This is a genomic window from Rhodococcus sp. NPDC059968 (genome assembly GCF_042738615.1).
GTDB lineage: Bacteria > Actinomycetota > Actinomycetes > Mycobacteriales > Mycobacteriaceae > Rhodococcus_F.
Genome location: NZ_JBHWUE010000003.1, coordinates 94,195 through 115,357 on the forward strand (window position 1 = coordinate 94,195; position 21,163 = coordinate 115,357).

Genomic DNA, 21,163 nt, shown 5'->3' on the forward strand with positions numbered 1-21,163 from the left:
CCGAGGCCCCAACCATTACAACAAGTGAATAGTCGTGTCATGAAAGCAGTAGTATCACTACTGTGTTGAGTGTCGATCGCCTTCGCGCGCTATGTGCTGTCGCCGAACACGGATCGATCGGCGCCGCAGCCCGCGCCCTGCACGTGACGCCGTCCGGGGTCTCGCAGCAACTCGGCAAGTTCGAACGGGAGGTCGGCGTCGAACTCCTGGTGCCCGCGGGCCGCGGCGTTCAGCTCACCGATGCGGGCCGGCTCCTGGCCCGTCGCGGGCAGGAAGTGATATCGATTCTGGCGCAGGCCGAATCCGAGGTCGTCTCCCTCGACCGCGACGTGGTGGGAGAACTGCGAATCGGGTCCTTCTCGTCCGCGGGCAGGGTGGTCGTGCCGACCGCCGTGGCGACGCTGCGCACGCGCCACCCGCAGCTCGGGGTCAGCTTCTTCGCCGGCGAGACCGAGGACCTCATACCGGCGATCGTGCGCCGGGAACTCGACCTCGCCGTCGTCGACAGCTGGGTCACGATGCCGCTGCACCTGCCCGAGGACGCAGTGCACACCCTGGTGCACCGGGACTCGGCCGACGTCGCACTGTCCCGGGACCATCCGCTGGCATCGCGCGACCACGTCGATCTCGACGAGATCGCGGACATGCCGTGGACGACGTGGAAGAAGGGCGCGGTGTACCACACCTGGCTGGTGCAGACGTTGCGCAACCGCGGCGTCGAACCGGATATCAGGTACGAAGTGCCCGAATTCGCGGCTCAACTCGAATTCGTCGCGCACGGACTCGCCGCCGCTCTCGTGCCACGCCTGGCCCGCGTCTGGGTGCCGGACAACGTGGCGATCGTCCCGGTGCGTCCCACACTCGAGCGCGAGATCTACGCGCTCCACCGCGCCGACAACGACCGCCCCACGGTCCGGGCGGGGATCGAGGCACTGACCGAAGCCTTCGCCGGCATCGGTGCGTGACGGCCCGGATCGAGATCTGTCGCGAAGCGTCTGACCCGGCCACACCGGCCGCGCACGAACACCTGCCAGAAGGCCCTACACGTGCAGGCGTTTCGGTTGCACAATGGTGGTGGGCAACCACCGGAGGTGCGCGATGAGCCAAACGTGTGCAGCGCCGATACGCCTGTGGCGTCTGGGTCCATGGAGCCGCAACCCACTCATGCGGGGATGCGACCGGCTCCGATCGGTGATGGTTCTCATCGGGGTGGCCTTCGTGCTCTTGATGGTTCCGCTGGCCGCGGCCGTCGGAACCGAGACGTACTCGCGACTGGACCGGCAGACCCAGGCCGAACTCGCCACCCAGCACCCGACACCCGCCACACTCGTCGAGGATTCCCGCACCGGGAGCGCAGGAGAACCCCTTCCCGCCTCACCTCAGTATCAAGCCCACGCACGGGTGCAGTGGTCGGCGAACGGGCAGACACGCACCGCCGACGTTCCCACCGAATCGGGCGCGAAGGCCGGCCAGACCGTCACCGTCTGGCTCGACCCGAACGGCGGTCTCGTCTCCGCACCGGAGACCGGATCGCAGAACGCCGCCACGGCGGTGAGTGTCGCGTGCGGGATCTGGGTGACCGCGACCGGCGGCTACTGCGTCCTGTTCCTCGTCGTCCACTGGATTGCGTCCCGCCGCCAGCAGGCTCAGCTGACCCGTGAATGGAACGAACTCGACAGACCACCCGGGTGGCACGTCAGCTGACGGACGACGGAACCGACCCGCGACGGCTACCGGCCGGGCGCCCCGTTGGGCGGCTGTCCGCCACCCCCACCGGGACCGCTCGGCGCGGACTGCGTGTTCGCCGACTCCTCCGCGACACCGATCGTGATCGAGATCGTCATACCGGTGGCAGGTTCGCCCGACACGGTCGCCAACTCGGCATCCCAGCCGTCCCCGAACACGTTGTCCGAGTCCAGGGAAACCTTCGATAGATTACCGACACTGTTCGCGTAGCCGCTGTCGTAGGCGAAGACCGTGGTGCACGCGTCCTGCGGCACTGCGATCTGAGACGTCAACCGGGCGTCCTCGCCCGCCACCGCAGATTCCAGCGAGTCGAACACCTCGAAGTGAATGTGCGGCCAGCGTCCCGAGTAGCAGGCCGGGAAGATCGACGTGAACGACACCTTGCCCGCGGAGTCCGCCACCTGAACGCCGCGCAGGTAGTTCTGCTCGGTGATGCCCTGGCCGTAGAGCGAGTACTCGCCGTCCCGGTCGCAGTGCCACAGGTAGACGGCCATTCCTGCGCCGGCCGCGCAGTCCTTCGTCAGGTCCTGCAGGTTCAGTTCGATGGTCGTCGCGACACCCTCCGCCGTCCCGGAGTACGCACCGAAGCTGCTGCGGATGTCTTGACGCACGATCCCCGACTCGACCAGCACGTTCGGCCCGTTGGATCCGTCGCCGGGATATGGTCCGGCCGTTTCCTGCGGCGCCGCCGCCACGCACGTGCCGTCGCTCACCGTCTCCGCCGTGGTCCCTGCCGCCTCCGTCGACGACGAGGACGACGACGCCGTGGATCCCGCCGTCGAGCACGCGGCCAGCGCGGTCGCACCCGCCGCGCCGAACACGAACAATGCGCGGCGACGCGACAACATCGATTTCAGGTCGTGACTGAGGCCGCGATCGTGCTCGTGCACTTCGTCGGCGTGGTGACGGGGGCTGTTCGTCATGAGGACCTCTCCGTGGGCTGTTCGGGTTACATCCCATACAAGCGGTCACCGGTGCGGGCACCCTCGAGCTTCGCTGTGGAGTGGCTGTGAACGGCTCACACGGATTCGGCACCGGCTGTGCCGGAGAGTGACTCGTTGTCGTGGTCGCGCACGAGGGGGATGCCGAGTGCAGCGAGCAGCATCCGGCAGTCTTCGGCATCGATCGAGTGGTGGGCGACGGTCCGTTGAGCGTTACGGACGGACTGTTCGTCGAGCTCGCGTTCGCTCTCGAATATAGAAGCATCCCTGTCGGACATGGCTCCCACCTTTCCTCGGCATCACCTGAATAGCCCGGAGTGCGGCCACCGAAACCGACACCGGACAGCGCGATCGGGTGTCGTCCGAAGCGGATTCACATCCGCCTGAGGTGAGGTACGAGGCCGTGCCGAACCGGGCCTACAGGGAGGAAGGATCAGCGACTGTAGGTCGCGAACAGCCTGCGGATGCTCTCGTCCCAGTACTGCTGGCGGCGGCGTTCGACGGAGCGGGCACACATCGCCCACACCGCACCCAGCAGCAGCGCGCTCGCGGCGAGGGTGATGAGCACTGCCGCGACCGCGGCGCTGACGACGTCGGAGGTCGTGATCCGCGGGCCGGCCCAGCTTCCGTCGTCGCCGACGGCGATGGTCTTCGCGGTGCCCGCCGGGGTCCCCGAGGGAACCTCGATGCTGTCGGTGTGGGATTCCGAGCCCCACGCCCACGTCGCCTTCACCATCGGAGTGGTCCGGACCGAGCCGCGGGGCGACAGGGTGACGGGGGCGTCGGTGCTGGTGACGGCCTCGACGAGGGTCGTGGTGGCGCGTTGTTGCGCGGCCCGCGCACTCGCCTGGTGGTATTCCCAGGTGCCGATCACGGCGGCGAGCACGATCGCGAGACCCGCGAGTGTGACGATGACGGATTTCAGGGTGGCCGCGAAGCGATCGACCGGTCGAGCGAACGGGTTGGACGGTCGACCCGACACCGAGTACACCACGGTTGCCTTCGAGCGCCCCAACACAATCCACCTCATTGTTTCGTCCACGTTAAATGTCTGCTTCACCAGTGTCGCCACTGATCAGGCAACAGGGAAACCGAAATGGACAAACTTGACGAGTCTCACACTCCAGGGCAAGCCGGAGTCGGCCCCGCACAGCGATGTGCGGGGCCGGGTGGCACTCAGGGTTCGAGTTGCGGATCGGACTGTTCGCTCGACACCGTCCGGCTGCTCAGGTGCCCGCCGCCCCACTTCGAGTCGGTCCCGGCGTGGAGTGCGAGCAGGTCGTGTCCGAAGTCGTTGTCGAAGTCCCGCAGCACGGTGTGCAGGTGATTTCCACCGCCGACGGCGTTGACCGCTTCGATCAGGTATCGGTCGGTGTGGACGCGGAAGTAGTGCGGAGCGCCGCGCTTCTGCGCACCGGCCCACGCGAAGAACACCCGGTCGATGCCCCCGTCTCGCAGCGCCCGCCGGTGGCGTTCGCCGGCTTCCTCGGGCAGTCGTTCGAGGTAGCAATCCACGAGTCCCAGCAGCACTTGCTGCTGGTCACCGGACAATTTCGCGCCGCTGATGCCCGAGGGCCGGTCGCGGACGAACTTCAGGGCGACCCGGTCGGCGTCGGTGATGGTGTAGCCGGGCATGCCGAGGTCGTAGTGGTCCGGGTACTCGTAGGCCCCGATCCGCGGCACCTGACGGGTCACGAAGTCAGCCGGTGCGACGTCGTGGATGACGGCGTGGCCGCGCTGCTCGTCGTCCAGGGAGGCCAGCAGATCGAAGGCCAGGCCCTCGTCGTCGGCGAGCGGTTTGAGTACCCCGTCGTACTCGGTGGGCTGCGCGCCCAGCGCGACTGGAGTGGCGGAGATCCACCGCTCGTCGACGATCGTCAGGTTGAGGCAGACGTGGTGACCGAGGAAACGCATCGTCCAGGTGTCCTCGAATCCCGGCCGGCCGAAGAACGTCAGGAAGTACGAATCCGACGTGCGCCAGGTCTGCAGTGCCGGTCCGAGGAAATCTTGCTCGTAGTCCCGGAGCACGTGCTCGAGTTGCGGAATCGACAGCACCTTCGTGAAGGTGCGCAGCGGCACGGCCGACCGGATCAGATCCCACACCAGCACCTTCTGGTGACGGTCCAGCTGGTGGAGCGGGATGCCGGTGCGGTCCGGCTTGGGGATGATGTCCCAGTTCAGCCGCCGCGGATCGTCGAAGTCGTCGATGATCGCGGTCGCCCGCTGCTGGGGGTCGAACGTATCGATCAAACCCATGGCGGTCACGAGCAGCTTGGTCGCCGTCTGGGGCGCCTCATGGAGAGCAGACACGTGAATCTTCCTTCTCGAGTGTGGAGGTGGAGCGTTCGGCGAGGGGAGGTTTCGTCACCATCCCGCCGCGATGACGATCGCCTTCTCGGCGCTCGCGAGGTCGCCGCCCCGCCACGCCACGTGCTGGTCGGGTCGGACGAGGACGAAGGGGGCGCCGAGGAGACTGCCGAGAGTTCCCCCGGTGTCGGACAGCCGCAGAACCGTCAGAGGGACGGCGAGTTCCGCTGCCTTCGCCGTCAGCGCGTCGAGTTCGGCGGTGTGCCGCGCGGATCCCACGGCGTCCAGCACGACGAGGGTGTATTCCGGGCCGAGCGCGTCGTAGAGCGAACGATCGTCGCCCAACCACGCGTGCGGCAGTAGCGCTCCGGGGCACGCGGTGGCCACGTACTCGACGGGATCTTCCGCCGGCGGCGGCGATCCGTCGGGAACGACGACGGGTGAGTCGGTGTACGCGTAGCCGAGAACGAGTCCGAGCGAGTGGAATTCGCTCTTCTTCACGGCGAGCGCCTCTGCGGTACGGCGGCGCGCCTTCTCCGCTGCCGGACCGTCCTGACCGATCTCGACGGTGGAGAAGTGGTGCGCCAGAGCCCTTTCCTGTGCTCCGGCTTGGGCGATGGTGCGGGCGGCGACGGGCCGGCGTTCGGCTTCGTAGCTGTCGAGCAGCTGCGGCCCGGCCCAGCCGCGCAGCGTCGCCGCGATCTTCCACGCGATGTTGACGGCGTCACCGATGCACGTGTTGTACCCGTGCCCGCCCCACGGCGGATTGAGATGAGCGGCGTCGCCGACGAGGAACACCCGACCCTTGCGGTAGCTGTCGGACAGCAACATTCGTGCCACCCACGGGTCGGTGGCGATGATCTCGACCGGGACCGCCTCGCCGATCAGGCTGTGCACGAGCGCGGTGGCGTCGACCTCCCCGTCCCGGACGTCGACGCCCTGCACGATCGCCCACCAGGTGTCCGCCAGGTCGAGCCGGCCCACGATGCCCGCCGCCCCGGGCGCCATCACCCAGTGGTGGACGGCACCGTCGAACGGCACCCGCTCGGCCAGGCCCGGCGCACGGAACAGGATGCTGAGGTTGGGGCGCTCGCCGGAGGTGCCCTCGAACCGGGCGCCGATGGACTCGCGCACGATGCTCGAGCCGCCGTCACACCCGAGGACGTAGTCGGCCACGACCGTTCGGGTCTGCCCCGGCCCCTCCACCGTGGCACGGACGGTGCCGTCGGGGAGTTCCTCGAGCGACGCGACTCGGGCGCCGAGCTGCAGGGTGGCGAGTTCGCTGCGCTGCACCGCCGCCCGCAGCACGGTTTCCACGACGGGTTGTGGTGCCTGCTGGCCGCGTTCGGGCGCCAGTGTCGGGGTGGCGACATCGAGCTGGAAGCCGTTCTCGAACCGGGTGATTTCGTGGCCCAGCAGGGTCGAGCAGAACACGATGTCCTGCGCCCACTCGACGGGAAGAGGCGACGCGGCACGCACCTCGTCGGCCAGTCCCCACCGCCGCAGGTGCGTCATGGTGCGGGCGTTGGTGGTCTTGGCGCGGGGGCGTTCGGCATCGACGTCGACCCTCGCTTCGACGACCAGGCTCGCCACCCCGTGGTGGGCGAGTTCGAGCGCGGCCGCGAGTCCGGACGGGCCGCCGCCGGCGATCAGTACCGGTGTCCGGTCGACACCGGACGCGACGTCGGTCATGCGCCCTTCCTTCCGCTGGCATCGACGATCGGGGTCCGCAGGACGCCGAGCTTGTCGATCTCCACCTCGACGATATCGCCGGGCCCGAGCAGCCACGGCGGGTTCCGCACGTAGCCGACGCCCTCCGGGGTGCCGGTGGCGATGATGTCGCCGGGGTGCAGGGTGAACGTCTCACTGATGAGGGCGATGATCTCGCCGACCGAGAAGATCAGGTCCCGGGTGTTGCCGTCCTGCACGACCGTTCCGTTGACGCGGGTCTGCACCCGCAGCCCGTCGGACAGATCCCCGACCTCGCCGGCGGGAACCAGCGGGCCCAGGGGTCCGGACCGGTCGCCGTTCTTGCCGAGCGTCCATTGCGCCGTCAGCTTCTGTGCCTTGCGGGCGGTGAGATCGTTGAAGCAGGCGTAGCCGAGCACTCCGGCCTGGCCGGTGGCCGCGTCGACGCTTTCGAGCCGGGTGCCGATGAACGCGGCCACCTCACCCTCCCAGTCCAGGCCCGCCTCGTTCGCCGGCACCGGCGTCGGGGCTCCGTCGACGCTCAGCGACGGCGTCCACCGCCCGAACAGCGTCGGGTAGGGCGGCGGGGTGAAGCCGCCCTCGGCGGCGTGGGCCTTGTAGTTGAGGCCGACGCAGATGACGCGGGCGGAGTCGGGAACCGGCGGCACCACGCTCACGAGCGTGACGTCGACCTCGGGCGCCTCGAGGTGTTCCGCCCGTGCCACCCAGCCGGCGGCGTCGCTCCAGAATTCCTCGAGTGGGGCGAGCGGTCGCACGAAGCCGTCCCGGAGGACACCCACGGTCACGGCGTCCTGATCCTTCTTGCGGTAACCGACAATCTTCATCTATTTCATCCTTTTCGTCCGCCACCCTTCGGTGGCGAGTTCTAGCGGGAAATTTCGGTGCTGCGCGGGGTGGCTGCTTCGAGGCGGTTGTCCGCGTCGGCGGGTGTGGTGCGGGGGCGCCGCGGGAGGGTGGCCATCACAACACCGCCGATCAGCGCGGGCACGGCGAACGCCAGTGAGCTGACGATGACGGCTCCGCCACCGGCGACGAAGAACGCGCCGTACGTGGGGCCCGCGATCGCGCCCGCCCGTCCGATCCCGAGTGCCCATCCGAGTCCGGTTGCCCGGAACCGGGCCGGGTAGAACGTCGCGATGTGATCGTTGAGCATGTTCTGGGTGCCGAGGCCGCCGAATCCGGCCAGCGCCACCAGCAGCATCAGGACGGCGGTCGGCGGGTGCGTGCCCAGCAGCGCGAGAGAGACTGCGGCCGTGGTGAACCCGGTCAGGACCAGCGGTTTGGGCCCGAACCGTTCGGCCAGCACGGAGGCGAGCAGCGTCCCGACGATGGCGCCGGCGCTGTAGACGAGCAGGAACGTCACCGCCGAACCGATCGGGTAGCCGGCATTGCGCATGATCTGCGGCAACCAGGTGGTCACCCCGAACATGGTGAGCATGCTGCAGATCGCGACGAACCAGATGCCGACCGTCGCCCGCCCCATCCCGTCGCCGAACAGCTTGGCGACCGGCGACTTCGACGCCCGGTCCCCGGAGGATTCGACGGCGAACGCCCGCGACTCCGGCAGAAACGCGAACGCCAACGGCAGCAACGTGATCAGCGGAACCGCACCGAGCGCGTAGACCGGGCGGAAACCGAACTCCTCGAGCAGCAGCAGGGACGCCGTCGACGCGAGGACGCCGCCGAACGCCGGTCCGGTGAGCACCATGCCGAGGATCCGGGAACGGTAGGCCGGGGACGCGAACTCCGCCGCCATCGCGATGGCGGTGGGCATCAACCCGCCGATCCCCAGGCCGGCCACCAGCCGGGTCGCGGCGAAGATCTCGAAGGTCGGGGCGACCGCGGTGACCAGGGTTGCCGTCGAGAAGAGCGTCAGGCACGCGAGGAACAGGCGGCGACGGCCCAGGATGTCGGTGAGTGTCCCGGCAGTCAGCGAGCCGATGAGGACACCGACCAGGGCGGCGCTGCCCACGGTGCCTGCCGCCCCGGCGGTGATGAACCACGGGGCGTGCCCGATCAGGGCGGGCAGGGTGGCGCCGTAGACGAACAGGTCGTATCCGTCGCTGAGGAGGGCAGCCCAGCAGAGGACGGGCACGAGCACTCTGCCGCTGCCGCCGGGCGAGGACGTGGAGAAATTCATGCGGAACACTCCTGGTCAGTGGGGGAAGGATCGACTCCTCCGATAAACAGTTATAACCGTTATGTGTGATGGTAGCCACAGACCACTGGCCCCTGTCAAGCACGAGATTCGAGAAAGGGCTTCGAGAAGTGCTCGCTCAGTGAGCGTGCGCCTGCGCGGCCGCGCGGGCACGGGCCGGGTCGCCGGACTCGATGGCATCGACCAGCCCGCGGTGCACGTCGATCCGTCGCGCGAAGTACTCGCTGTTGGTGGCGCTTCGTTCGCGGCTCGCGCGCGTCGCGTGCTGCTCCACGTAGGTTTCGAGGCTCAGATAGGTTTCGCGCAATACCTGGTTGGGGCTGATCGCCACGATCCGGCGGTGCAGATCCCACACGGTGCGGATGAACGCCTCGGGGTCGCCGGCCGAGTCCTCGAGGACGGTCATCACGTGCCGCAGGTCGGCGACGTCGGCCTCGGTCCGGTGACGGGCGGCCAGCTCCGTCACGAGGGGTTCCAACTCTTCCCGGACGGCGATGGCGTCGGCGACTCCCGCTGCGTCTCCCTCGACGGTCAGCAGGGTGCGGCCGAGCCGGACCACCGAGGACGGTTCGGCGACGAACAGGCCACCGCCGGGCCCGGGCCGGACGGTGATGACTCCCCGATCCTGCAGGAGCCGGACGGCCTCGATGACCGTTCCGCGGGCCATCCCCGACTCCGCCTGGAGTTCCTTGCGGGTGCCCACCCGATCACCGGGCGCGAGTTCACCCGCGGCGATACGGTCCTGGATATGGGCGACCAGGGACTCTGCCCGGGTGACGGTGCTCTGGATCGCCATGGCTCGAGTGTAGAGCTCAGCCGCTCCGGCGGCGTGCGCGCCGGGCGGGTCTCACCGTCCGTCGCCTCGTGCCGGCGGCGGACCGACGACCTCGAGGTCCAGCTCGGCACGCGCCCGCGCGAACCCGTCGGCCGGGAACTGCATGTCGCCGCCCTCGGTGTGCACGTGCGCGTCCGTCGGGACGTTCATGTACTCGAAGAACTTCTCGAACACGCCGGTGGTCAGCAGGCCGAGCATCTGTGTGTCGTGGCTGTCGAACGCGAAACTGTGGATCGTTCCGGCAGGCGCATGGAGGAAGTCGCCTTTGGTCAGTATGATCTCCCGGCCGTTGGCGTGCAGGAGAATTCGTCCCTCGATGCAAAAGAAGTTCTCGGTGTGCTCGCGGTGGAAGTGACGGGGAATGTACGAACTCTTGCCACCCATGGTGTGCATCGCGAAATACGTGCCGCCGGTGTTCCGGGGCCGTGCAAGGTAGGTGTTCAACTGGTCGAGACTCGCCCAGCGGTCGCCTTCGCCCGCCATCAGCACGTAGGGGGACTCCGCGGCGGGCAACGCCGTGCCGGTCACCGCAGGCAGGTCCGACTTCTCGAGATCGTGGAACCGGACACCGAACTGGTCCGCGAGTTCGGATTGCCGCGCGTCCGACAGCGGCGCCGCCTCGGCGTCGAAGACGTGCGATTGGGTGGCCTGACCGATGGCTTGCGACCACCGGTGCCCGTCGCCGACGGTGAGCCAGCTCAGGAACCGTGTCCGGTGCGCGAGCATGCGGTAGGCGTACGGCGTGCCGGCCGGGACGGTGACCGAGTCGCCGGGCACGAGCAGGTGCGATTCCCCGGGCAACCAGATCTGCAGCCGTCCGTCGGTGACGTACAGGAAGCGGTGCTCGCGATCGTGGGCGAGGAACGGCGTTTCGGTTCCCTTGCCGCCGTATACGTATGCGGCACCGAACTGCCCGCCGGTGTCCTCCGGCCGGGCGATGACGGTGATCAGTTGCCCGCCGAGTTCATGGCGCTCGCCTTCACCGGCGGCCATGGCGTAGGGCACGCAGCGGCCGGGGAGGGTGTCGAGTTGCGGAGCGGCAGCGTGGACCTCGTCGAGGACGGGAATGTCGAAAGTAGTCATGGTGTGGATGTTCCTGGTTTCAGTGTGTGCGAGAAGAAGGCTTCGACCGCAGCGAACGAGGCGGAGGGGTACCTCTCGGTCAGTGCGCGGCCGAAGTCACTCACCGCGCGGGTCGAGGCCTGCGCCTGCGGATCTCGTTCGAGATGCCCTTGGTCGAGGGTCTGGTCGGGGCCGAGTTCGAGGACGTGGCCCGGGTTGAAGAACCCGTGTCCGAAGCCCTCGATCAGGTAGAGAATGGCGTCGTTGCCGTGAGCGACGAGCGCGTCGAACAACGCCACGCTCTGCGTGAACGGCACCAGATTGTCGCCGAGACCGTGCATGACCAGAAACGGCGGTGCTCCGGGCGCCACCTGCAGCGCGGGGCTCGCGGATCGCGCCGCGTCCAGTCGGTCCCGGATCGCGCCGCCGAGCAACGACGCTTCCGGGGAAGCGTCCTCCCCCGGTGTCCGTTTCGCGCAGAGGTCGACGAGGCCGGGCAGGTCGGCGGGCCCGTAACCGTCGACGACGGCCTGCACCGAGCTGGCGACGGTCGTGGGTTCTTCCCCGGGCAATCGTGTTGTGGCCGAGTGCACTCCGGTCAGCGCGGCGAGGTGCCCGCCGGCCGACGATCCCCACACACCGATCCGGTCGGGGTCGATGCCGTGGTCCGCGGCGTTGGCGCGCAGCCAGCGCACCGCCCGCCGGACATCGAAGAGCTGGCCGGGGTGGCCGGTCTCGGGCGCCAGGCGGTAGTCGATGCTGACCATGACGTAGCCGTGTTCTGCGAAGTGTTGCACCAGATCTGGGCATGCAGTGCGGTCTTGAAGCCGCCAACCACCTCCGTGTACCCACACGATCGCAGGCAAGGGATGCTCTGCTTCGGCGGGGCGGACGAGATCGAGTAGCAGATCGGGGGCGTACTCGACGGTGGATCGGCGGACGACGGTCGAAGCCGTGTCCAAGGGATTGAACTCCTTCGGATGCAGGACCCGGGCCTGGGTCGCCGCTCGCGCGGTTGTAAGGCCCTTCCTTAGGTCACTGCCTGTCGGGCACAGTAGCAGCTTCGGCAACCCGAACGGAAGACCCGGATTCTTCCTCCGCCGCGCCGGTCAGCGCGGCAGTCAGCCGCGCGGCATGTCCGCGGACACCCTCGACGATGTCGACGGCCCCGTCGCTGAGCACCCACTGCAACTGCAGGCCGTCGCTCACCGCAATGCATTCACGCGCGAGCGCCGGGAAGTCCAGCGATGCCGGCAGCCCGTCTCGGCGCACCCCCTGACGCAGCCGAGCCGCGAGGGCCTCGACGGCGCCGTCATAGCGCTGCGCGAAGACGGCGTGGGCGGGACTGCTCGGATCGGCCGCCTCCGCGCTCACCAGCACGAACAGTTCGATGAGACCGGGCTGTCCGACGAGTCGCCGCGCCGCGTCGACCATCGCATCGAGGGTCGCGAGACCCGACGCCTCGGCGGGGAGGGTGTCCCACCACTCGGCCGACGCGTCGAGGCGGTACTGCGCAACGGCCAGAAGCAGGTGCTTCTTCGTCGGAAAGTGGTGCAGCAGACCGCTGTCGCTGATCCCCGCATCGGCGGCAATGCTGGCCATGGTGGTCGCGTGGTACCCCTCCGCCGAGAATCGCCCGGCGGCCGCCTCCACGATTCGCGTGCGCCGCTCGATGCCCACCGAGTAGCTGCCACGCGCCCGTTTTCCCATGTCGCCACGATACGACAGCACGATTCTCGAATTGAAAACCGGATACACCCGGTTTTCGTGTACGGTGCTGTGCATCACATTGCGATGTCCGCTGCGCCCCACCTCGCCGCGCGGATCTTCACTTCACGGAAGGCGGAACGCCGATGGCTACCGTTCGCTCCACACACCCGTCCCCCGCACAGCTCCGCCACCCGTCCGCGGTCACCGCGCCGCGACCCCGCTACGTCGTCCCCGCCCTGGTCGTCGGCGCATTCGGGGTGTACTTCGGCAGTCTGACCCCGACGATCATCACGCTGTCGATCCGCATCTTCGGCGTGGACGCCGAGGGCAAGACACTCGGGCTGTCTACGGTCGTGCTGATCGGCGCCCTCGTCGCACTCGCCTCGATACCGCTGTTCGGATCCCTGTCCGATCGCACGACCAGCCGGCTCGGCCGGCGCACCCCGTGGCTGATCGGCGGTGCTCTCGTCGCGTTGGCCGGTCTCACCGTGATCGCGCTGGCGACGAACGTCGCGGCGATCGCCGCGGGCTGGGCACTCGCACAACTGGGTTACTCCGCGGCGCTGGCCGGGTTCGTCGCGCTCATCCCCGACTTCGTCCCCGACCATCTGCGCGCCCGGCTGTCGGGCATGATCGGCTTCGTCACGGCGTTCGCCGTTCTCGCCGGCGTCACGCTCGGGAGCCGCCTCGCCGACCACCCGGTGCCGATGATGGTAATCCCCGGCATTACCGCCGTCGTGTGCCTGTCCGTCGTCGCCGTGGTCATCCGAGGCGCCGACTCGGGTGTAGATCCGGAAACGCTGCAGCCCTATAGCTTTCGCGAGTTCGCGTCGAGCTATTGGATCAACCCGATCCGGCATGCGGACTTCGCACTCAACTGGATCAGCCGGTTTCTGTTCGGGCTCGCGATGGTCGGGCTCACCACCTACGCGACCTACTTCCTGGTCGACGCGGCCGGACTGAGCATCAAGGACGCGGCCGCCGAATACGCCCACGCCACCGCCGTCACCACCCCCATCTCGATCGTGTCGTTCCTGCTCGCAGGATTCCTCTCCGACAAGCTGGGCCGGCGCAAGGCCTTCGTCGCGGTCGCGTCGTTCCTCACCGGCGGTGCGCTCGTCTACGTGGCCGTGAACCCGCACGTCAGCGGGTTCCTGCTGGCCTTCGTCGCCTTCACGATCGGTCAGGCGTGCTACCTCACAGTCGACATCGCGATCGCCGCCGCGGTCATTCCCGACGTCCGGCAGACGGCCAAGGCGATGAGTGTGTACCAGGTGGCGGCCACACTCCCGTACGCCGTCGTCCCGATCATCGGCGCCGTGCTCCTTCCGCTCACCGGCAACAACTATGCGCTTCTGTTCTGCGTCCTGGCGGCCTGCGCCGCTGTCGCCGGCGCAGCCGTTCTCTTCGTGCGGTCGATCCGATGACGACACCGACACACCTGCGTCTCGACCACCTCCGCCCCGGGGAACCCTGCGGCACGACCCACCCGCGACTGTCCTGGCGGCTGCCCACCGGAAGCACCGGTCAGCTGGCGTACCAGATCCGGGTCGCGGGCATCTCCGGCCGCACGTCGCGCACCCTGTTCACCACCGACGTCATCGAGGGACGCGACCACGTCCTCGTGCGACCCTGGACTGCAACGCATCCGGTGCCGACCGCAGGCGAGGAACGCACCTGGCAGGTGCGGTGCTGGACGGATCTCGGACCGAGCGACTGGTCCGAGCCCGTTCCGTGGGTCACCGGTCTCCTGCACGGCGGCGACCTCACGGCCGACTGGATCGAACCGTACGAGCCGGACGTTCCCCCGCTCGGTCACCGTCCCGCATACCGGTTGCGCGCCTCCTGGCGACCGCGGGCGGAGATCACCCAGGCCTCGCTCTTCGCGACCGCTCACGGCATCTACGAGTTCTTCGTCAACGATGTCCGGGTCGGTGATCACGAGCTGACCCCCGGCTTCACCTCCTACCGAACGCACCTGCAGGTGCAGCATTTCGACGTCACCGACCTGCTGCGCCCGGGGCAGAACGAACTCGGAATCCTGCTGAGCGACGGGTGGTTCCGTGGCCGTCACGGGTTCGAGCGCCACGGCGACGGTTTCGGTGATCGGGTTGCCGCGCTCGCGGAACTGCACGTCCGATATTCGGACGGCACGTCGGAGCGCTTCGGTACCGGCGACGGCTGGACCAGCGCACCGAGTGAGATCGACGCCGCCGACCTGATGGACGGCCAGCGGGTGGATCTGCGCCGGGTGCCCGCCGGCGAGATACACCACCCCGCCGTGGTCGTTCGCGGTGGACTCTACGACGATCGAGCCCGGTTGACGACCGGCGTGGCGCCCCCGGTGCGCCGGATCGAAACCCTGGCGGCGGTGGCCGTCACCGAGCCTAGACCCGGGACGTACGTCGTCGATTTCGGACAGAACGTCAACGGATGGGTGACCGCGGCCGACCTCGGCGCCACGCACGTGACCCTCACCCATGGCGAGTCTCTGGCCGCCGACGGGAGCGTCGACACGGATCATCTGCGTGCCTTCGAGTTCGCGACCGGCACCAGTTTGCCTGCCGGTCAGGTCGACCACGTCGTGTCGTCCGGGCGCCCCTGCGAGACATTCGAGCCGCGCCACACCACTCATGGGTTCCGCTACGTCCAAATCGACGGGCCCACGACGAAACCGCGGGCCGACTCGATCACCGCCGCCGTCGTGCACACCGACCTGGAAGAGGTGGGGAGTTTCGGGTGCGACAACGATCGCCTCGAGAAACTCCACACTGCTGCGGTGTGGAGTTTCCGCGGCAACGCCTGCGACGTCCCGACCGACTGCCCCCAGCGCGAGCGGTCGGGCTTCACCGGCGACTGGCAGATCTACGTCGAAACAGCCTCCTTCACACACGATGTCGCGGGTTTCAGCGACAAATGGCTGCGTGATCTCGCCGCCGACCAGTGGCCGGACGGCACGGTACCCAACATCGTGCCCAACCCGGCAGGCAACCGGCCGTCGGGTAACCATTTCGCCGACATCGCCAACGGCTCGGCCGGTTGGGGCGACGCCGCCGTCATCGTCCCGTGGCAGCTGTGGCGACTGTACGGCGATGTCGAAGTCCTGCAACGCCAGTATGATTCCATGACGCGGTGGGTCGAGCTGGCCGCCGGCTCGGCCCGGGACCACCGCCATCCCGACCGCGCACTGGTGCGCCCCACACCGGATGATCACGAAAAGTATTTGTGGGATACCGGTTTTCACTGGGGAGAATGGCTCGAACCCGACGAGATTCCCGCCCCCGACCCCACCCGCGATCACAGTGTGGTCGCCACGGCGTACCTTGCGCGGTCGGCCGGACTGCTCGCGCAGATCGCCGGCGTACTCGGTCGCGACCGGGATGCGTGCCGTTTCGCCGCGATCGCCGCGGGAGCCGTCCACGCCTGGCAGCGTGAATTCATCGCGCCGGACGGCACTCTGACCCACCCGACCCAGGCGAACTATGTCCGCGCCCTGGAGTTCGACCTCGTTCCGGCCGAGGGGCGCGGGCGGTTCGCCGACGAACTCGCACAGTTGCTCGCCGACAACGACTATCACCTCGGCACCGGTTTCCTGGCCACCGGAATGCTGCTGCCCGCACTCGCGCGCAACGGGCACCTCGACACCGCCTACCGGGTCCTTTTGTCCACGGGTAACCCGTCCTGGATGGAGATGATCGACCGCGGGGCCACCACCATCTGGGAGCGGTGGGACGGGGTCGACGAGAACGGCCGCGCCACCGCCTCACTGAATCACTACGCCAAGGGCGCGGTCATCTCGTTTCTCCACCAATTCGTCGCAGGCCTGCGCCCGGCCGAGACCACCGGCGCCGACACCGTCGGCTATCGCCGATTCGTCGTCGATCCGCGCCCCGGCGGGGACATCAATGCTGCCCACGCCGAGCACTGCAGTCCCTACGGCAACATCGCGGTGCGCTGGACGATCACCAACGACCTGTTCACCCTGAACCTGACCGTGCCGGCAGGCAGCGAATGCGAACTCCGACTGGGAGATACCACGGAACTCCTTCGGTCCGGGACCTACACCCGCACCTGCCCCGCGGCTCGCGTCATCCGGCGATCGTCGCGTGCATTTCCCATACGATGATCTCGGCGCCGGTGTCGGTGGTCACCTGCTGGCCACCGCCACCGCTGAGCCGGACGGCATCACCCTCGGCGAGGATGCCGACGCCTTCCATCGACGCCTCGCCGCGCGCGACGAACACATGAAGGAACGGGGCGTCGGGCAGGGTGATCGGCGCCTGCCCCGGCTGCAGGCGTGCGACATGCATTGCGGCGTACTTGTTCTTGATCCGGATCGCCGAGTGGTCCGCGTAGTGCGGCATGCCCGACGCGACGGGCACCAATCCCCCGGCGAGCAACTCGTGGTCGATTTCGAGTTGCTCGTAACCGGGTGTGATGCCGGCTTCGTCGGGCACGACCCACATCTGGATGAAATGGACCGGATCGGTGTGCTCGTCGGCGTGCTCACCGGTGACGCCGTCCAGTCGCCACGAGTCGTTCTTCTCCGAGTGCAGGATTCCGGTTCCCGCGCTCATGCGCTGGGCCAGTCCGGGGTAGATGACGCCGGAGTGGCCCATCGAATCCTGGTGCACCAGTGAACCCTGGAGCACCCAGGTGACGATCTCCATGTCCTGGTGGGGGTGGGTGTCGAAGCCCTGACCCGGGATGACGATGTCGTCGTTGTTGACCATGAGCACCCCGTGATGGGTGTTGGCCGGGTCGTAGTGGCTGCTGAACGAGAAGGAATGCTTGGAATCCAGCCAGCCGATGTCGGTCTTGAACCGGTCGTCGGCTCGGCGGACATCGAAGCGGGGCGGGGTGATGGCGGCAGTCATGAGCGAATCCTTTCCAGGTTTCTCAGAGCCAGGGTTCCCAGAGTCAGGGTTCTCACAGAACGTGTGAGCCGTACATTTCGCCGAGCGGGTCGGCGATGAGTTCGAGGCGGGCTCCGTCGGGGTCGCGGAAGTACATCGACACCGCACTGTGTTCGACGAGTTCGACGCCGGCGTCGATCAGTTTCGTGCGCAGGTGGTCCCACCGGTCGGGTTCGACGCTGATCGCGATGTGGTGGAGTCCGCCGAGGACTTCCTGGTACGGGCCGATGTCGAGGCCCGGGAAGTCGAAGAACGCCAGCAGATTGCCGTTGCCGATGTCGAAGAAGAAGTGCGACGACCCGGCGTAGTCCCGGTTCTCGATCAGCTCGGTCAGCGGAAACTCGAGCAGGTCCTGATAGAACCGGACGGTGCGCTCGACGTCACTGCTGATCAGTGCGGTGTGATGGAGTCCGCGGGCCGAGGACGCGGGCCGCGACGACACCGGCTTCAGATGCTCGGCGCGGATCCGGTCGCGGTGTTCCGCGAACCTCTGCGACCGCTCCTGCTCGTCTGTGGTGCTCATTGCCCTGCCCCTCTCCGCGGAGCGCAGTGATTGCGCTTTCAACTAACTTCAGACTACAGCAAGTCGTTGCGCTGTCAACTACTTGAGCTATGCTGGTGCCGTGGAACCGACCCGATGGCTCAGTGCCGACGAACAGAACACCTGGCGCGCCTATCTGGACGCCACCCGCCTCCTCCTGCAGGCGCTCGATCGGCAGCTCACCCACGACGCCGGCATCTCGTTCACGGACTTCGAACTTCTCGTCGTGTTGTCGGAGGCGCCGCAGCGGCAACTGCGGATGCGTGAACTCGCCGACGCGGTCACCACCACCCGCAGCGGCGTGACCAGGGCGATCAGCCGGCTGGTCGACACCGGCTGGGTGCGCCGCGTCGAATGCGAAGACGACAAGCGCGGAACACTGGCCGAGCTGACCGATGCCGGCGTCGAGAAGCTCGCCGCCGCCAGCCCCGGACATGTGACGGAGGTGCGCCGCAACATGTTCGACCTGCTCAGCCCCCGCGACGTCGGCATCCTCGGTCACGACTTCAGCGAAATGCGCTCCCACCTGCTGGAAAACCCCTGAGCCCGGAAAGGTCGGCCATGAGCAGCACGTCACCCGAGAACGATTACGTCCACATCGACAAGCAGAGTCCGGCCGTCTATCAGGCGCAGATCGGCGTCGCCAAGGCCATCCGTCACGCGACCATCGAGGCCGGGATGGACCGGCGATTCGTCGAGTTGATCAACGTGCGCGTCTCCCAGATCAACCGCTGCGCGTACTGCCTGGACGTCCATGTCGCCGCGGCGCTCGCGGCCGGCGAGACCCAGCAGCGCCTCGCGGTTCTGCCCGCCTGGCGGGAGACGACGCTGTTCTCCGACCGTGAGGTCGCGGCGCTCACCCTGGCCGAATCGATCACCACCCTCCCGGACGCGCATACCCAGGAGGCCGACTACGCCTTCGCACGGCGGTTCCTGTCCGAGCAGGAGATCTCCACGGTGAGCTGGATCGCCGTCACCATGAATGCCTTCAACCGGATCTCCATCGTCAGCCGCCATCCGGTCCGGCCGAAGCAGTAACACCGCAGTTCACCTGCGTTTCGCAGAATTTAGTTGACTTCGCAACCACTTCGCTCTAAGGTAATAGTTGCAGATTCAATTACCTCGATTCGAGTGCCCGTTCGCCACCCCAAGGAGTTTTCATGACCACCGCCATCGCCACCCTGCCCAACCTCACCGCCGGAACCTGGGCCATCGACACCGTCCACTCCACCGTCGGCTTCTCCGTCCGCCACCTGATGGTCAGCAAGGTCCGCGGCACCTTCAACGACTTCACCGGCGCGATCACCGTCGCCGAAGACGGCACCGCCGCCGTCACCGCCGAAATCCAGGTCGCGTCCATCGACACCAAGAACACCGACCGCGACGCCCACATCAAGTCCGCCGACTTCTTCGACGCCGAGCAGTACCCCACCGCCACCTTCACCTCCACCGCCGTCCGCGCCAAGGGCGACGACTACGTGGTCGAGGGCGAATTCACCCTGCACGGCGTCACCCGCCCCGTCGAGCTCGCCCTCGAGTTCAACGGCGTCAACCCCGGCATGGGCAACGGACCGGTCGCCGGCTTCGAGGCCACCACCGTCCTCAACCGCAAGGACTTCGGCATCACCATCGACATGCCCCTCGAAGGCGGCGGAGCCGTCGTCGGCGACAAGATCACCATCACCCTCGAGATCGAGGCCGGCCTCCAGGCCTGACCCCACCCGCACCACGCGCCCCGTCATCCACCCGGATGGCGGGGCATTTCGTCGTTAACACGACGCAACACTTTCAATCGACGTGATCCAGGTCATTGTGATCTTGGGCGGGCTCGAGTGACTCTCTTCGGCATCGGCGACTGCGAAACGAAGGTGACCACATGGGTAGCGACTCCGAACTCTCGTTCGCGCTCGACCTCACGCTGGACGAGGCGCGGCGGCGCACCGCCGTTCTCGAAGCGATCGGCGAGGACTGGGACCCCGTCGCCGTGCTCGCGGAGGAAGAGCGGGCGTACGACATGCTGTACTCCGGTCTCGACCCCGAGCAGCAGCGAATCTACGACGAGCTGGTGCAGGCGGGTGTGCTCCCGGATCGGACGGTGGGCCGTGTTACCGATTGATCCGACCGCGGACTTCTCCCGTCGCGCCTGGTTGCCCTGCCCGGGCTGCGACCACGGCTCGGACTGCCGCGACTGCGGGTCCGGCCGCAACTGCGACCGGCATTGGCAGTACCTGCTGAGCAATCAGGGCACCCACGTCCACCTTCAGTGCCCCGACTGCACCCACCTGTGGAGTATCGACACCCGCCACGGGCGACCGCAGCGACGGCGGAAGGCTGCGTAGGCGCGGTTCCACCTCATACTCACCCCCGACCTCGCGGCCGGTCGGCGAGCAGTTGGGTGAGCCGGTGCGCCTCGCGGAGGAGGAGTTCTCCCAGTTCGCGGCGGCGCTCCTCGCGGAACCGGCTTTCCACACCCGTGATGCTCAATGCCCAGGCCGGTGATCCCTGGGCGTCGAAGACGGCGGCGCCCATCCCCCAACTGCCCTCCACGAGCAGTCCGGGATTCACGGCGTATCCGTTCAGGCGTGTCTCCGCGATCCGCTCGGCGATCTCGTCCCGCCTGTGCTGCGTTCCCCACTCGCCGGTGACGTCGGCGCGCGTCAGGTAGTCCGCGACGTCGCGGTCCGGCATGTGGGACAGGATCACCAGTCCCGCCGACGCCACCCCGAGCGGTAGGCGGATGCCGACGTACAGCACGTGGGAACGCAGCGGGAAGCTGCCCTCCTCGCTCGCGATGCAGACGGTTTCGTCGCCGCGGCGGGCGGACAGGAAGGCGCTCTCGCCGGTCTCGCGGGCGAGATCGCGGAGGATGTCGCGGGAGCGGTCCGTGATGTCGTACCGGCTGGCGGCGAGCGAGCCCAGCAGGTACAGCTCGGGCCCCAGCGACCATTTCCCCGACTTCTGATCGCGGTCCACCAGTCCCTCCTCGGCCAGCGAGACGAGCAGGCGATGCACGGTGGGGCGGGCGAGACCCGTCTCTCGCGCCAGGGCGGACGTCGAGGATCCCGACGACTCGAGGGCCGCGATGGCCCGGAAGAGGGATCCCACCCGTCGAATGACCTGCGGCCGCTGCGCGTCGTCCATGACCGCAGTATACGTTCACTCAGTGAACGCTATGCGGCGTGACGTCCAGACCGCGAGCACTGTGTCCGGATCTCTTGAAATGCACAAAGCGACCCC

At 67.9% G+C, this 21,163-nt stretch carries 22 protein-coding genes; 8 read left to right on the forward strand and 14 right to left on the reverse strand.

The annotated features are described in order from the left end of the window. Nucleotides 1-62: 62 nt before the first annotated feature. Together ACFWAY_RS04585 and ACFWAY_RS04590 are read left to right on the forward strand one after the other, a co-directional pair. Nucleotides 63-965, forward strand: a complete 903-nt coding sequence (locus ACFWAY_RS04585) for a LysR family transcriptional regulator (protein ID WP_378509933.1) — start codon at nucleotides 63-65, stop codon at nucleotides 963-965. A 229-nt stretch (nucleotides 966-1,194) separates the two neighbouring features. Beyond that, nucleotides 1,195-1,704 carry a hypothetical protein gene (locus tag ACFWAY_RS04590; protein ID WP_378457229.1) on the forward strand — a complete coding sequence of 170 codons (510 nt, stop codon included), beginning with the start codon at nucleotides 1,195-1,197 and terminating at the stop codon, nucleotides 1,702-1,704. Between the two features lie 26 nt (nucleotides 1,705-1,730). Here ACFWAY_RS04590 and ACFWAY_RS04595 read toward each other — a convergent pair whose 3' ends face one another. From ACFWAY_RS04595 to ACFWAY_RS04645, 11 genes are all read right to left on the reverse strand, one after another. Then, entirely contained in the window at nucleotides 1,731-2,669 is a 939-nt protein-coding gene (locus ACFWAY_RS04595; protein ID WP_378509934.1) for a dioxygenase, read from the reverse strand. A 95-nt stretch (nucleotides 2,670-2,764) separates the two neighbouring features. Continuing rightward, complete coding sequence (locus tag ACFWAY_RS04600) at nucleotides 2,765-2,965, reverse strand: hypothetical protein (RefSeq protein ID WP_378457191.1); 201 nt, start codon at nucleotides 2,963-2,965, stop codon at nucleotides 2,765-2,767. 155 nt (nucleotides 2,966-3,120) lie between these two features. Then, a complete protein-coding gene (locus tag ACFWAY_RS04605; RefSeq protein ID WP_378510046.1) occupies nucleotides 3,121-3,705 on the reverse strand; it encodes a hypothetical protein in 585 nt (194 codons plus the stop codon). Between the two features lie 158 nt (nucleotides 3,706-3,863). After that, entirely contained in the window at nucleotides 3,864-4,997 is a 1,134-nt protein-coding gene (locus tag ACFWAY_RS04610; protein ID WP_378457190.1) for a DUF3500 domain-containing protein, read from the reverse strand. A 54-nt stretch (nucleotides 4,998-5,051) separates the two neighbouring features. Next, nucleotides 5,052-6,686: an FAD-dependent oxidoreductase gene (locus ACFWAY_RS04615; RefSeq protein ID WP_378509935.1), complete on the reverse strand. Its 1,635-nt coding sequence runs from the start codon at nucleotides 6,684-6,686 to the stop codon at nucleotides 5,052-5,054. Continuing rightward, nucleotides 6,683-7,528 (reverse strand): fumarylacetoacetate hydrolase family protein, encoded by an 846-nt coding sequence (locus tag ACFWAY_RS04620; protein WP_378509936.1) that lies wholly within the window; start codon nucleotides 7,526-7,528, stop codon nucleotides 6,683-6,685. The genes ACFWAY_RS04615 and ACFWAY_RS04620 overlap by 4 nt, the downstream gene beginning before the upstream one ends. Before the next feature lie 41 nt (nucleotides 7,529-7,569). Next, a complete protein-coding gene (locus tag ACFWAY_RS04625) occupies nucleotides 7,570-8,844 on the reverse strand; it encodes an MFS transporter (protein ID WP_378509937.1) in 1,275 nt (424 codons plus the stop codon). Nucleotides 8,845-8,980: 136 nt separating this feature from the next. Beyond that, the gene (locus ACFWAY_RS04630) at nucleotides 8,981-9,658 is read right to left on the reverse strand and encodes a FadR/GntR family transcriptional regulator (RefSeq protein WP_378509938.1); all 678 of its coding nucleotides are present in this window, start codon (nucleotides 9,656-9,658) and stop codon (nucleotides 8,981-8,983) included. A 51-nt stretch (nucleotides 9,659-9,709) separates the two neighbouring features. Further along, on the reverse strand, nucleotides 9,710-10,780 hold the full coding sequence (locus ACFWAY_RS04635; RefSeq protein WP_378509939.1) for a quercetin 2,3-dioxygenase: 1,071 nt from the start codon (nucleotides 10,778-10,780) through the stop codon (nucleotides 9,710-9,712). Beyond that, nucleotides 10,777-11,721 (reverse strand): alpha/beta hydrolase fold domain-containing protein, encoded by a 945-nt coding sequence (locus ACFWAY_RS04640; protein ID WP_378509940.1) that lies wholly within the window; start codon nucleotides 11,719-11,721, stop codon nucleotides 10,777-10,779. Before ACFWAY_RS04640 ends, ACFWAY_RS04635 begins: the two co-directional genes overlap by 4 nt. A gap of 73 nt (nucleotides 11,722-11,794) precedes the next feature. After that, on the reverse strand, nucleotides 11,795-12,469 hold the full coding sequence (locus tag ACFWAY_RS04645; RefSeq protein WP_378509941.1) for a TetR/AcrR family transcriptional regulator: 675 nt from the start codon (nucleotides 12,467-12,469) through the stop codon (nucleotides 11,795-11,797). 143 nt (nucleotides 12,470-12,612) lie between these two features. Here ACFWAY_RS04645 and ACFWAY_RS04650 point away from each other — a divergent pair, with 143 nt between their 5' ends. Next, nucleotides 12,613-13,896: an MFS transporter gene (locus tag ACFWAY_RS04650; RefSeq protein ID WP_378509942.1), complete on the forward strand. Its 1,284-nt coding sequence runs from the start codon at nucleotides 12,613-12,615 to the stop codon at nucleotides 13,894-13,896. After that, nucleotides 13,893-16,595: a family 78 glycoside hydrolase catalytic domain gene (locus ACFWAY_RS04655; protein ID WP_378509943.1), complete on the forward strand. Its 2,703-nt coding sequence runs from the start codon at nucleotides 13,893-13,895 to the stop codon at nucleotides 16,593-16,595. The genes ACFWAY_RS04650 and ACFWAY_RS04655 overlap by 4 nt, the downstream gene beginning before the upstream one ends. Here the strand turns inward: ACFWAY_RS04655 and ACFWAY_RS04660 are convergent. Both ACFWAY_RS04660 and ACFWAY_RS04665 read right to left on the reverse strand, forming a co-directional pair. Then, nucleotides 16,558-17,346 carry a pirin family protein gene (locus tag ACFWAY_RS04660; protein WP_378457181.1) on the reverse strand — a complete coding sequence of 263 codons (789 nt, stop codon included), beginning with the start codon at nucleotides 17,344-17,346 and terminating at the stop codon, nucleotides 16,558-16,560. The genes ACFWAY_RS04655 and ACFWAY_RS04660 overlap by 38 nt on opposite strands. Nucleotides 17,347-17,398: 52 nt before the next feature. Further along, the gene (locus ACFWAY_RS04665; protein ID WP_378457180.1) at nucleotides 17,399-17,908 is read right to left on the reverse strand and encodes a VOC family protein; all 510 of its coding nucleotides are present in this window, start codon (nucleotides 17,906-17,908) and stop codon (nucleotides 17,399-17,401) included. Nucleotides 17,909-18,008: 100 nt separating this feature from the next. Between ACFWAY_RS04665 and ACFWAY_RS04670 the strand changes: the two genes are divergently transcribed. From ACFWAY_RS04670 to ACFWAY_RS04685, 4 genes are all read left to right on the forward strand, one after another. Further along, entirely contained in the window at nucleotides 18,009-18,470 is a 462-nt protein-coding gene (locus tag ACFWAY_RS04670; RefSeq protein WP_378509944.1) for a MarR family winged helix-turn-helix transcriptional regulator, read from the forward strand. 17 nt (nucleotides 18,471-18,487) lie between these two features. Next, nucleotides 18,488-18,964 carry a carboxymuconolactone decarboxylase family protein gene (locus ACFWAY_RS04675; RefSeq protein WP_378457178.1) on the forward strand — a complete coding sequence of 159 codons (477 nt, stop codon included), beginning with the start codon at nucleotides 18,488-18,490 and terminating at the stop codon, nucleotides 18,962-18,964. Nucleotides 18,965-19,086: 122 nt separating this feature from the next. Next, nucleotides 19,087-19,641 (forward strand): YceI family protein, encoded by a 555-nt coding sequence (locus ACFWAY_RS04680; RefSeq protein WP_037232919.1) that lies wholly within the window; start codon nucleotides 19,087-19,089, stop codon nucleotides 19,639-19,641. Nucleotides 19,642-19,802: 161 nt separating this feature from the next. Beyond that, a complete protein-coding gene (locus ACFWAY_RS04685) occupies nucleotides 19,803-20,042 on the forward strand; it encodes a DUF6400 family protein (protein ID WP_005237803.1) in 240 nt (79 codons plus the stop codon). 242 nt (nucleotides 20,043-20,284) lie between these two features. Here ACFWAY_RS04685 and ACFWAY_RS04690 read toward each other — a convergent pair whose 3' ends face one another. Continuing rightward, entirely contained in the window at nucleotides 20,285-21,067 is a 783-nt protein-coding gene (locus ACFWAY_RS04690) for an IclR family transcriptional regulator (protein ID WP_378453091.1), read from the reverse strand. Nucleotides 21,068-21,163 lie beyond the last annotated feature (96 nt).

Excerpts from the sequence above, each read along its gene's own strand:
- ACFWAY_RS04650 (WP_378509942.1), top strand. The coding sequence starts at position 12,613 with ATGGCTACCGTTCGCTCCACACACCCGTCCCCCGCACAGCTCCGCCAC.
- ACFWAY_RS04690 (WP_378453091.1), bottom strand. The coding sequence starts at position 21,067 with ATGGACGACGCGCAGCGGCCGCAGGTCATTCGACGGGTGGGATCCCTC.
- ACFWAY_RS04590 (WP_378457229.1), top strand. The coding sequence starts at position 1,195 with ATGGTTCTCATCGGGGTGGCCTTCGTGCTCTTGATGGTTCCGCTGGCC.
- ACFWAY_RS04600 (WP_378457191.1), bottom strand. The coding sequence starts at position 2,965 with ATGTCCGACAGGGATGCTTCTATATTCGAGAGCGAACGCGAGCTCGAC.
- ACFWAY_RS04680 (WP_037232919.1), top strand. The coding sequence starts at position 19,087 with ATGACCACCGCCATCGCCACCCTGCCCAACCTCACCGCCGGAACCTGG.
- ACFWAY_RS04675 (WP_378457178.1), top strand. The coding sequence starts at position 18,488 with ATGAGCAGCACGTCACCCGAGAACGATTACGTCCACATCGACAAGCAG.
- ACFWAY_RS04645 (WP_378509941.1), bottom strand. The coding sequence starts at position 12,469 with ATGGGAAAACGGGCGCGTGGCAGCTACTCGGTGGGCATCGAGCGGCGC.
- ACFWAY_RS04615 (WP_378509935.1), bottom strand. The coding sequence starts at position 6,686 with ATGACCGACGTCGCGTCCGGTGTCGACCGGACACCGGTACTGATCGCC.
- ACFWAY_RS04630 (WP_378509938.1), bottom strand. The coding sequence starts at position 9,658 with ATGGCGATCCAGAGCACCGTCACCCGGGCAGAGTCCCTGGTCGCCCAT.
- ACFWAY_RS04660 (WP_378457181.1), bottom strand. The coding sequence starts at position 17,346 with ATGACTGCCGCCATCACCCCGCCCCGCTTCGATGTCCGCCGAGCCGAC.
- ACFWAY_RS04625 (WP_378509937.1), bottom strand. The coding sequence starts at position 8,844 with ATGAATTTCTCCACGTCCTCGCCCGGCGGCAGCGGCAGAGTGCTCGTG.
- ACFWAY_RS04635 (WP_378509939.1), bottom strand. The coding sequence starts at position 10,780 with ATGACTACTTTCGACATTCCCGTCCTCGACGAGGTCCACGCTGCCGCT.
- ACFWAY_RS04595 (WP_378509934.1), bottom strand. The coding sequence starts at position 2,669 with ATGACGAACAGCCCCCGTCACCACGCCGACGAAGTGCACGAGCACGAT.
- ACFWAY_RS04685 (WP_005237803.1), top strand. The coding sequence starts at position 19,803 with ATGGGTAGCGACTCCGAACTCTCGTTCGCGCTCGACCTCACGCTGGAC.
- ACFWAY_RS04620 (WP_378509936.1), bottom strand. The coding sequence starts at position 7,528 with ATGAAGATTGTCGGTTACCGCAAGAAGGATCAGGACGCCGTGACCGTG.
- ACFWAY_RS04665 (WP_378457180.1), bottom strand. The coding sequence starts at position 17,908 with ATGAGCACCACAGACGAGCAGGAGCGGTCGCAGAGGTTCGCGGAACAC.
- ACFWAY_RS04655 (WP_378509943.1), top strand. The coding sequence starts at position 13,893 with ATGACGACACCGACACACCTGCGTCTCGACCACCTCCGCCCCGGGGAA.